Source organism: Polaromonas sp. YR568, assembly GCF_943369675.1.
GTDB lineage: Bacteria > Pseudomonadota > Gammaproteobacteria > Burkholderiales > Burkholderiaceae_C > Polaromonas.
Map to the genome: position 1 here is coordinate 33194 of NZ_CALROB020000007.1, position 10614 is coordinate 43807.

Annotated in this window: 3 protein-coding genes; 2 read left to right on the forward strand and 1 reads right to left on the reverse strand. The window is 66.1% G+C overall.

The window, feature by feature from the left end; genetic code table 11:
• Nucleotides 1–137: 137 nt before the first annotated feature.
• Nucleotides 138–7484 (reverse strand): YDG domain-containing protein, encoded by a 7347-nt coding sequence (locus tag ACLV8F_RS05140; RefSeq protein ID WP_411883172.1) that lies wholly within the window; start codon nt 7482–7484, stop codon nt 138–140.
• 208 nt (nt 7485–7692) lie between these two features.
• Here ACLV8F_RS05140 and ACLV8F_RS05145 point away from each other — a divergent pair, with 208 nt between their 5' ends.
• Nucleotides 7693–8382: a response regulator gene (locus tag ACLV8F_RS05145; protein WP_411883173.1), complete on the forward strand. Its 690-nt coding sequence runs from the start codon at nt 7693–7695 to the stop codon at nt 8380–8382.
• Between the two features lie 131 nt (nt 8383–8513).
• Nucleotides 8514–10406, forward strand: coding sequence for an ATP-binding protein (locus tag ACLV8F_RS05150; RefSeq protein ID WP_411883261.1), 1893 nt, complete (start codon nt 8514–8516; stop codon nt 10404–10406).
• Nucleotides 10407–10614: the final 208 nt, after the last annotated feature.

Sequence of the window (10614 nt, forward strand, 5' to 3'; positions counted from 1 at the left end):
TAGCAGGGCAGGCAGCTGTCTGCCTGCTTTCAATCAACGGGAATTCAGGGAAGGTGTGCCGATGGCAAGGTGTTTTGCCGTGATCGTACGAACTGCGGGCGCCTGTGTCTGTAGCGCATATGCGCTACAGCTCATACCTAGTTGCCGCCGCCCTGGTCCGCACCCTCCGCCGCCGCGGCATTGAGGGCCGTAGCCGCGGCGCCGCCTTCACCCGTTCCCTTGCTGTCATCCACGGACACGCGAGGCACCAGGCTGCCGACGGAAAGCGTGTTGAGCGAGGTCTGGTAGGCGCCCACCAGCGCCGTGCCGCCCAAAGCGGCAGAGGCCGCGTCTCCGCCGCTCAAAGTCAGCTTGCCCTGCACAAAGCGCAGGCTGTAGTTGCCGTTGGCCAGCAAGCCGCCCGGGGTGATGTCGTATTCACCCGCCAGGTAAGCGCCCTGTGCACTCCCGCCGTAGGCCAGGCTGCCGGCCAGCACGGTGGCGGCTGTATCCCCGGTAACGAGGCCGCTGTAACTGACGCCATTGCCGCCGCTGTAAGGGCTGCCGCCCATCTGCGTGTCGTTGTTGGCTGTCACGGTCAGTTGCTTCGGTGTGATGCTCGCCGTGGTGGAAGCGATGCCGCCGCCGATAAGGTTGTAGTTGCCGGCATCCGTGCCGCCGACGGCGACGCCGGTGACACTGACGGCCTTGTTGAGTCCGGCATTGCTGTCGGCGAAGCTGGCGCTCCCGGTCACGGTGAGCACGTCACCCACGAGGCCGTTGTTGCTGAGCGCGACGGTGGCCGCCTTATTGCCGTCATAGACCTTGCTGCTGCCGGTGGCCTGGACCGTCAGGTCGGCCTTGTTGATAGTGGCCGTGGTGCCCGCCTGGCTGGTGATGGCGTAGTTGCCAGCGTCGACGCCTGTATAGCTGCTGCTGAGGTTGACGGTTTTGCCGGCACCCGCGTTTTTGTCGCTGAACAGGCCGGTTGCCGCCACGTTCACCACGTCACCGGCAAACAGGCCGCCGTAACTGGCGCCCGCAGTGCTGACGGTGGCTACGGTGCCGGCGTCATAGATCTTGTCGCCGGCTGTGATGCCGCTGACGGTCAACGCGGCCTGGCCAATGGTGGCCGTCGTTGTCGCCTGGCCGGTGATCACATAGTTACCCGCATCAGCACCGCTGTAGCTGCTGCTGAGGTTCACCGTCTTGCCGGTGCCTGCGTTTTTGTCACTGAACAGGCCGGTGGCCGCCACGCTGACCACGTCTCCGGCGAACAGGCCGTTGTAGGCCGCACCCGCCGTGTTGATGGTGGCCGCATCGCTGGCGTTGTAGGTCTTGTCGGCGGCGGTGATGCCGCTGATGGTCAGCGAGGCCTGGCTGATGCTGGCCGTGGTGCTGCCCTGGCCGGTGATGCTGTAGTTGCCCGCATCGGCGCCGCCGTAGCTGCTGCCCAAAGTCACCGTCTTGCCGGCGCCCACGTTTTTGTCACTGAAAACGCCGGTGGCATTCACGCTCACCACGTCACCCGCAAACAGGCCGCTGTAACTCGCACCCGCCGTGCTGATGGTAGCCGCATCGCTGGCGTTGTAGGTTTTGTCGGCGGCGGTGATGCCGCTGATGTTCAATGCGGCCTGGCTGATGCTGGCCGTCGTCGTCGCCTGGCCGGTGATGATGTAGTTGCCAGCGTCGGCGCCTGTATAGCTGCTGCTGAGGTTGACGGTTTTGCCGGCACCCGCGTTTTTGTCGCTGAACAAACCGGTGGCTGCCACATTCACCACGTCGCCGGCGAACAGGCCGTTGTAGGCCGCACCCGCGGTGTTGACGGTCGCCGCGTCGCTGGCGTTGTAGGTCTTGTCGCCGGCCGTGATGCCGCTGATGGTCAACGCGGCCTGGCCAATGCTGGCCGTCGTTGTCGCCTGGTTGGTGATGGCGTAGTTGCCGACGTCGGCGCCGCTGTAGCTGCTGCTCAGGTTCACCGTCTTGCCGGCGCCCGCGTTTTTATCGCTGAACAAACCTGTGGCCGCCACGCTCACCACGTCACCTGCGAACAGGCCGTTGTAACTGGCGCCGGCCGTGTTCACGGTGGCCGCATCGCTGGCGTTGTAGGTCTTGTCGCCGGCCGTGATGCCGCTGATGGTCAATGCAGCCTGGCTGATGCTGGCCGTCGTGCTGGCCTGGCTGGTGACGAGGTAGTTGCCCGCGTCGGCGCCGCTGTAACTGCTGCTCAACGTGACCGTCTTGCCGACGCCCGCGTTTTTGTCGCTGAACTGGCCTGTGGCATTGACGGCGACCACATCGCCGGCAAACAGGCCGCTATAGCTGGCACCCGTCGTATTCACGGTGGCGGCATCACTGGCGTTGTAGGTTTTGTCGGCGGCGGTGATGCCGCTCACTGTCAACGCGGCCTGGTTGATTGTGGCCGTGGTGCTGGCCTGGCTGGTGATGGCGTAATTGCCCGCGTCAGCGCCGGTGTAGCTGCTGCTCAGGTTGACGGTTTTGTTGGCACCCGCGTTTTTGTCGCTGAAGAGGCCGGTGGCCGCCACGCTCACCACGTCGCCGGCGAACAGGCCGTTGTAGGCCGCACCAGCCGTGTTGACGGTCGCCGCGTCGCTGGCGTTGTAGGTCTTGTCGCCGGCCGTGATGCCGCTGATGGTCAAGGCGGCCTGGCTGATGCTGGCCGTCGTCGTCGCCTGGCCGGTGATGGTGTAGTTGCCTGCGTCGGCGCCGCTGTAGCTGCTGCCCAAAGTCACCGTCTTGCCTGTGCCCACGTTTTTGTCGGCAAACAAGCCTGTGGCGCTCACCGTCACCACATCACCGGCGAACAATCCGTTGTAGGCCACACCTGTCGTATTCACGGTAGCCGCGTCGCTGGCGTTGTAGGTCTTGTCGGCGGCGGTGATGCCGGTCACCGTCAACGAAGCCTGGCTGATGCTGGCGGTCGTTGTCGCCTGGTTGGTGATCGCGTAGTTGCCGGCGTCGGCGCCGGCGTAACTGCTGCTCAGGTTGACGGTTTTGTTGGCGCCCGCATTCTTGTCAGTGAACAAACCGGTGGCGGCCACGCTCACCACGTCGCCTGCGAATAATCCGTTGTAGGCCGCACCTGTCGTATTCACGGTCGCCGCATCGCTGGCGTTGTAGGTCTTGTCGGCAGCCGTGATGCCGCTGACGGTCAATGCCGCCTGGCTGATGCTGGCCGTCGTTGTCGCCTGGCCGGTGATGGCGTAATTACCCACGTCGGCGCCGCTGTAGCTGCTGTTCAGGTTCACCGTCTTGCCGGCGCCTGCGTTTTTGTCGCTGAACAAACCCGTGGCGACCACGTTCACCACGTCGCCGGCAATCAAGCCGTTGTATGAAGCACCCGACGTGTTCACAGTCACCGCGTCGCTGGCGTTGTAGGTCTTGTCGGCGGCGGTGATGCCGCTGATGCTCAGGCTGGCCTGGCGGATGTCCGCCGTGGTTGTGCCGCTGGCCGATGCCAGCACGTAATTGCCGGCGTCGGCGCCCGAGAGGCTGCTGGTGTAGCTCACGGTCTTTCCGGTGGCGGCGTTCTTGTCGCTGAAGCTGCCGCTCTGGTTGAGCGCCACGGCGTCGCCGACGACGAGGCCGCCCAGGCTGCCGCTGAGGGTGGCGCCGGTCGTGCCGTCATAGGTCTTGTTCGCGGCCGTGGTTCCGTTGACCGTCAACGTGGCCGCCGTGATGTCGGCCGTGGTACTGCCCGCGGCGATGACGTAGTTGCCGGCATCGGTGCCCAAGAGGCCCAGCGTCACGGTCTTGCCGCTGCCGACGTTCTTGTTGTCAAAAGCGCCGCCTAGGCTCACGCTGTCGCCGCCGATGACACCGTCCAGGGCGGCGCCGCTCACGCTGGCCGCGGTGCTGCCGTTGTAGGTCTTGTTCGCGGCCGTGGCCGTGCCGTTGACCGTCAGCGTGGCGGCCGTGATGTCGGCCGTGGTGCTGCCGGCGCCCGATGCAACGAGAAAATAGTTGCCGGCGTCGGCGCCGGAGAGGCTGCTGGAGTAGTTGACGGTCTTGCCGGCGGCGGCGTTCTTGTCCGTGAAGCTGCCGCTCTGGCTCAGGCCTACCGTGTCCCCGGCAATGAGGCCGGAGAGCGTGCCGCCGCTGACGGCGGCGCCGGTGGTGCCGTCGTAGGTCTTGCCGGCGGCCGTGGTGCCGCTGACCGTCAACGCCGCGCTAGAGATGAAACCGTTGGTGGCGGCGATGGTGTTGCCTGCGGCCATGACATAGTTACCGGCGTCGACGCCGGAGACGCCGAAGCGCACGGTCTTGTTGCTGCCGGCGTTCTTGCTGTCAAAGTTGGCGATCAGGGTGACCCTGTCGCCGCCGAAAACGCCGCTCAGGCCGCTGCCGATGCTGCCGATGAGGAAGAAAGAGGCCGCCGTCGTGCCGTCGTAAGTCTTGCTGAGGATCTGATAAGGATCGCTGACGGTCAAGGTGGCAACGGTGATGTCCGCCGTGGTGCCGCCCGCGGCCACGACGTAGTTGCCGCCGTCCGCGCCGGAGAGGCCGGCGATCACGGTCTTGCCGCTGCCCACGTTCTTGTTGTCGAAGGCGCCGCTTCCGCTCAGGGTCACGGTATCGCCGCTGAGAACGCCGCCCAGCGTCCCGCCGGTGACGGTGGCCGCCGTTGTGCCGTCATAGACCTTGCCGGCCGCGGTGGCGCCGCTCAGCGTCAGCGTGACGGGGGTGATCGTGGCGGTTCCGTTGAGAATGTTCAGGTCATAGCCCTGCTGGCTGGAATACAGCCCGCTGATGCCGACGCTGTAACTGCCCACGTTCTGGCTGCCGGTGCTGCCGTAGGCGGCGGTGCCGAAGATGAGGCTGCTGTCCGCGCCGCTGCCGAGGGTGTAGCTGCCGCCGCTGAGGGCGGTGGTGCGGTCATAGGTCTTGGAGACGTCATCGGCCGTGACCGCCAGCGCGGTCATGAGGCTGCGCAGCAACGGCGCGGTATGGCCTTCGTAGATGCGCCAGACCGAAGCGCTGCCGCCGCCGGTGGCCAGGTCCCAGCCGCTGAAGCTGGCGGCCTGCATCATCTGGGCGCTGCTCAGGCCGGTGCCGCCGGCGCTGCCGGCCTGGCCGGTGGTGCCGATATCCCAGAGGCTGTTCGTGAAGCTGCCTGCGTTGCTGCCCGCCAGGCCGCCGACATTGGCGGCGCCGCTGACGCTGCCGACGGCATAAACGTTGCGATAACTTCCCTGGACAGTGGAGCCCACCAGCCCGCCGACGTAGCGGTTGCCGCTCACGCTGCCGGTGGCGTAGGCGTTGCTGACGGTGCCGCCCAGGTCCTCGCCCACCAGGCCGCCGACCTTGTCGCTGCTGTAGGTACCGAAGTAAGGGCTGTTGGAATCGCTGTTGTCGTAACTGCCGTTCACGCTGCCGCTGGCGTAGGCATTGCTGATGATGCCGTAGAGGTTGTAGCCCACCAGGCCGCCCAGGGAGGCGCTGGAGCCTCCCGGAACATTGCTGCTGACGCTGCCGGTGGCGTAAACGTTGGTGAGGGTGCTGGCGGCGTTGGTGCCGACCAGGCCGCCGACGTGGGTCCAGCCGCCTACGCTGCCTGCGGCATGGGCATTGCTGATCGTATCGTTCTGGCTCCAGCCCATCAGCCCGCCGACTTCGGTGCTGCCGCTGACGCCGCCGGTGGCGTACACATTGCTGAGGGTGCTGCCCTGGCTCTTTCCAATCAGTGCGCCTGTGTATCTGCCTCCGGCAAAGCTGCCGCCCACCAGGCCGACATTGCGGATCACGCTGCCGCTGGTGGAGCCGAACAGTCCCACGTAGTCGGTGAAGGGCCGATTGATGGTGAGGTTGCTGACAAGGTGGTTGCCCCCATCGAAGCTGCCGGTGAATGCGGTCGTGTCGTCACCTATCGGCTTGAAGCCCTCGCCGCCATTCCACAAGCTGGTGCCCGAGGCATCGATGTTGTTGGCCAGCGTGTAGCTTTTGCCCAGCATGCCGGCCGAGCCCGCGCCCTGCAGGCCGTAGGCATCGGCCAGCTGGTAAGGCGTGGCGCTGCTGCCGTCGCCGCCCAGGGCGCGCACAAAAGTGCCGCCGCTGATGCGGAAGTCCGCCGCGGAGAAAACCGGCAGGCTGCCCAGCTGGCTCCAGCTGCCGCCCGCCAGCGTGAAGGTGCCGACGGTGACCGCCGCCGGAGCGCCGATGCTGCCCACGGCGTTGAGCGTCAGCCCGCCGGCGGCCGCCGTGATGGCTTGGTTGATCTCGATGTTGCGCTCGGCCGTCAGGGTCAGGGTGTTGGCGCTGCTCCAGCCCAGCGCCTGGTTGACCTTGATGTCGCCGCTGCCTGCGCTGCCCATGGTCGCGGTCTGGATCTCGAAGTTGGTGTTCGCGAGGTTGGCCTCCACGGTTGCCGCATCCATATCGCCGCCGCTGGCCGCGATGGTGAAGTCATTCGGGTCTATCAGCCATTTTCCCGTCTTGCCAGTTGCGGCCCGGGTTGTCACCCGCGCGCCGGAAGCGACCTTGACATGCGCGGCGCTGGTCTCGATAAAGCCGCCGTCGCCGCCTGTGGGCGCGCTGGCATCCAGCGTGCCGCCCACATTCACCGTGCCGGTCTGCATGTCGCCCATCAGCAGGATGCGGCCGGCCTTGTTTTGCAGCGTCTTCGCTTCAATGACACCCGTGTTGTTGACGGTGGCCGTTGTCAGGCTGTCGAGTGCTTTTGCACCGAGCAGCACCTGGCCGCCGTTGGCCTGGATCAGCTGCTTGTTCTCGGCCAGCGCGTTGATCGCGCCCTGGTCGATGCTGTAGCCCAGCAGGCTGCCGTTGTCGAGATTCAGCGTGACCTTGTTGCCGGCCGCGAGGAGTGCCGTGCCCAGTGAGGCCGTCATCACGCCTTCGTTGCGCACTTCAGGGGCCAACAAGGCGAGGTAACCGCCGGGCGCAGCACTCAGCGTGCCCTGGTTGACCACCGAACCCGAACCGCCCGAGCCCGTGAATACATGGTTGCCGTTCATGAAATCCGCATTGCTCATGCTGAGCGTCGAAGCCACCAGGCCGCCGACATTGACCTGGGATCCCGCGCCAAACAACACGCCGTTCGGGTTCAGGATAAACACCTGCCCATTCGCCGTCAGGCTGCCGAGCAGCTCGCTCGGGCTGGAGCCGGTGATACGGTTCAGGGCGATGGCCTGCGCATTCGGCTGGTTGAACACTAGCGCCTCATTCGCGCGTGTGGAAAGGCTGGTCCAGTCAATCGCTGCGCGCTGGCTGGCCTGGCTGATGGTGGTGGTGTTGCCCGCCGTGGCCACGCTGGCCGCACCGGCCGACACCGTGGCGTTGGCCGCATCGGCCGCCCCCGCTTGGTGCATCAGCGCCGACAAGGGCACCAGCATCAGCAGCGCGGCCTTGTTGCGCGCCGAGCCGGCCTTGCCCCGCCCTTTGGCGTTCTCCGCCACGGCCACCCACAAATTCAGGGCCGCATTCCAGACAAGTCGGTAGATGCGGTTCATGCTGGCGTGGCTTTTCATGGGGGCTTTCTTTGCGCGAGGTGGCAAATGAGGAAAACAGCCACGTAATCACCGGCGTTTTCAGTCAATTGAACGATGCAAAGAATGGTAGTCAGGCACAAGGGGTTTGCCTGTAGCACAAATGCGCTACGCGGCCCTTCCCAATCCAAAGCACAATGGGACCCAGATGCAAGCGCCCAATACCCCATCCCCTGACTCCGACCCCACGATGCCCCCGGGCGAGAGCGCGCCGCGCATCCACGTCGCCATCGTTGAAGACGACCTCGGTTTTCGCAGCGCCCTGGCCCGCGCCCTGCTGGCCGCGCCCGACATGAAGCTGGCCGGCACGGCCGGCACCAAGGCCGAGGGCATCGCCCTGCTGCAGGGCCCGCCGGTGGACGTCTTGCTGGTGGACCTGGGCCTGCCCGACGGCTCGGGCATCGAGGTGATACGCGCCGCCGCGCGGCAGTGGCCCAGCTGCAGCATCATGGTCAGCACCAATTTCGGCGATGAGACGCACGTCATGCGCTCCATCGAGGCCGGCGCCGCCGGCTACCTGCTCAAGGACAGCTCGCAGGCCAGGATCGTCGACGAGATCCGCAGCCTGGCCAGCGGCGGCAGCCCCATCAGCCCCATCATCGCGCGCCAGGTGCTGGCACGTTTCCGGCAGGAAGCCGCCCCGGGCAACGCCGGTGGCGCGGAAGCGGCGGCGGGCGAGCCGCAGCTGCTGTCGGCCCGTGAAAAAGAAGTGCTGGACTTCATCACCAAGGGCTTCACCGCGGTGGAGATCGCCAAGCTCATGGGCCTGTCGCATTTCACGGTGCGCACCTTTGTGCGCCGCATCTACAGCAAGCTCAAGGTCACCTCCAAGGCCGAAGCCATTTACGAAGCCAGGAACCAGGGACTGCTGGCGCAATAGCGTCCCGCCCTGCCCGCTGCTTCCGTGGCTGAACAAGGCAAAATCTCGCCGTGACATCCGCACATGAACCTTCATTGAGCCCCCCGCAGCCCGCCAGCCCGCGGCGCCGGGCCTGGCGCCGGTTTGCCCTCATGGCGGCCGCCTTGCTGGCCGCCGTGGCGGCGCTGGATGTGTGGTCCGCGGGCGCGGACATGCAAGAAGGCCTGCACATCACCCAGGCCGAGTGGCAGGTGCAGGACGCGCCGGGCTTCAACGCCGCGCCGACCACGCTGGACAGCAAAACCTTACCCGACGCCTGGCAGCCTGTGCAGTTGCCTCACGCCTTGCCGGTCTCCTTGCTGCGCCAGGCCGCCGCCGCCGCGCCGGGCAGCACGCGCATCACCTGGTTCAGGGTGAGTTCGCAAGGCTTGCCCCCCACGCAGGTGCCGCTGGCGCTGTACGGCGCGCGCGTGCGCACCGACGGCACCATTGCGGTCTACGCGGACGGCCAGCTCGTTCACGCCGCCCAGCAACAGGGCCCGCTATGGAGCAGCCCGCGCGTGCCCCTGTGGATACCGCTGGATAAAACCGCCGACGGCAACCCGCCGCGCGAAATCCTGATCCGCCTGGAACACACCCGCGCCAGCCAGGTGGCGCTGTCTTCGCTGCGGCTGGGCCCGGCCGACGCCCTGAGCTGGCGCCACAGCTGGCGGCATTGGCTGCAGCTGGAGTTGCCGGCCATGTTCAGCGCGGCCTTCCTCGCCGTGGGCATCTTCGCGCTTTTTGTGTGGCTCAAGCGGCGGCACCGCACGGCCTACCTGCTGTTCTTCGTGCTGGGCGCAATCTCCTTCCTGCGCGGCCTGCACTTTTATGTGAACTTTCCGATCGCCAACGACTGGTTTGCCTGGCTGACGGTGAACTCGCTGTTCTGGCTGGTCCTGCTTGTGCATTTTTCAATGATCCTGCTGCACCGCCTCCAGCAGCCCTGGCTCACCGGCACCCTGATCGCCGTCACGGCGCTGATGGCCCTTCTGACCTTGCCGGTGACGGCCGCCCTGCCCAACACACCCAAGGTCACGCCGCTGATTTACGCGGTGGTGGCGCTCATGGGTGTCAGTGTTTCGGTGGCCGGCACCATCGCCGCCTGGCGCCGGCATTCCGGCGAAGCCATGCTGGTGGCCATGGGCACGGCCGTGTGCACCGTGTTTGGCGCCGGCGACTGGCTGCAGCAAAGCAATTTCACCAGCCCGGAAGGCTGGTACCTGGGCCCCTGGACCAACGCGATCAGCTTCAGCATCTTCGGCGCACTGCTGTACCGGCGTTATGTCGGCGCGATTGTCCAGGTCGAACAGGTCAACGCCAGCCTGGCCGAACGGCTCAAGGCCCGTGAGATCGAACTTGAAGTGAGCCACCAGCGGCTGCGCGCCGTCGAACAGCGGCAGTTGCTGAGCGAAGAGCGCCAGCGCATGATGCAGGACATGCACGACGGCCTGGGCTCCACGCTGATCAGCGCGATCCGCTCGGTGGAGCACGGCGGTATCAGCGACGCCAAGGTGTCGCAGATCCTCAAGGACTGCATGGACGACCTGAAGCTGGCCATCGACTCCATGGAGCCGGTGGAGGCCGACCTGCTGCTGTTGCTGGCCACGCTGCGCTTCCGGCTGGAGCCGCGGCTGGAGGGCTCCGGCGTCACCCTGTTTTGGGAAGTGAAGGAACTGCCCACACTGTCATGGCTGGATCCGTCGAGCGCGCTGCACATCCTGCGCATCGTGCAGGAAAGCGTGGCCAACATCCTGCGCCACACGAAGGCCACCGAGATCCACGTCGGCACCGCCTTGGCGGGCGATGGCGTGCAGGTCACCATCAACGACAACGGCCAGGGGTTTGACGTGGCCAAAGCGCTCGGCGAAGCCGCGGGCAAGGGCCTTCACAACCAGCAGCGGCGCGCGCAGATGCTGCAAGGCACGGTGGCGTGGCATTCGGGGCCGTCGGGGACGCGCTTTACCTTGTGGTTGCCGCTGCAGGCTGCTTCCCAGGCGGCCTGAGGCATCCGGGGTATCGAAGGGCTGGTCCTTCCCAAAGAGAGGCGAGGTCTTCAAGGGCCGCTGGCCCCCACCCCTGCCCTCCCCCAGCGGGGGAGGGAGCAAAAGAAGCGCTGACAGACTTTTTCCATCCCCCTGTGAGGAGGGAACCAGGGAAGCGCCGACGGACTGTCCCTTTTCCCCGATGAGGAATGCGCAGGAGAAGGCGCTG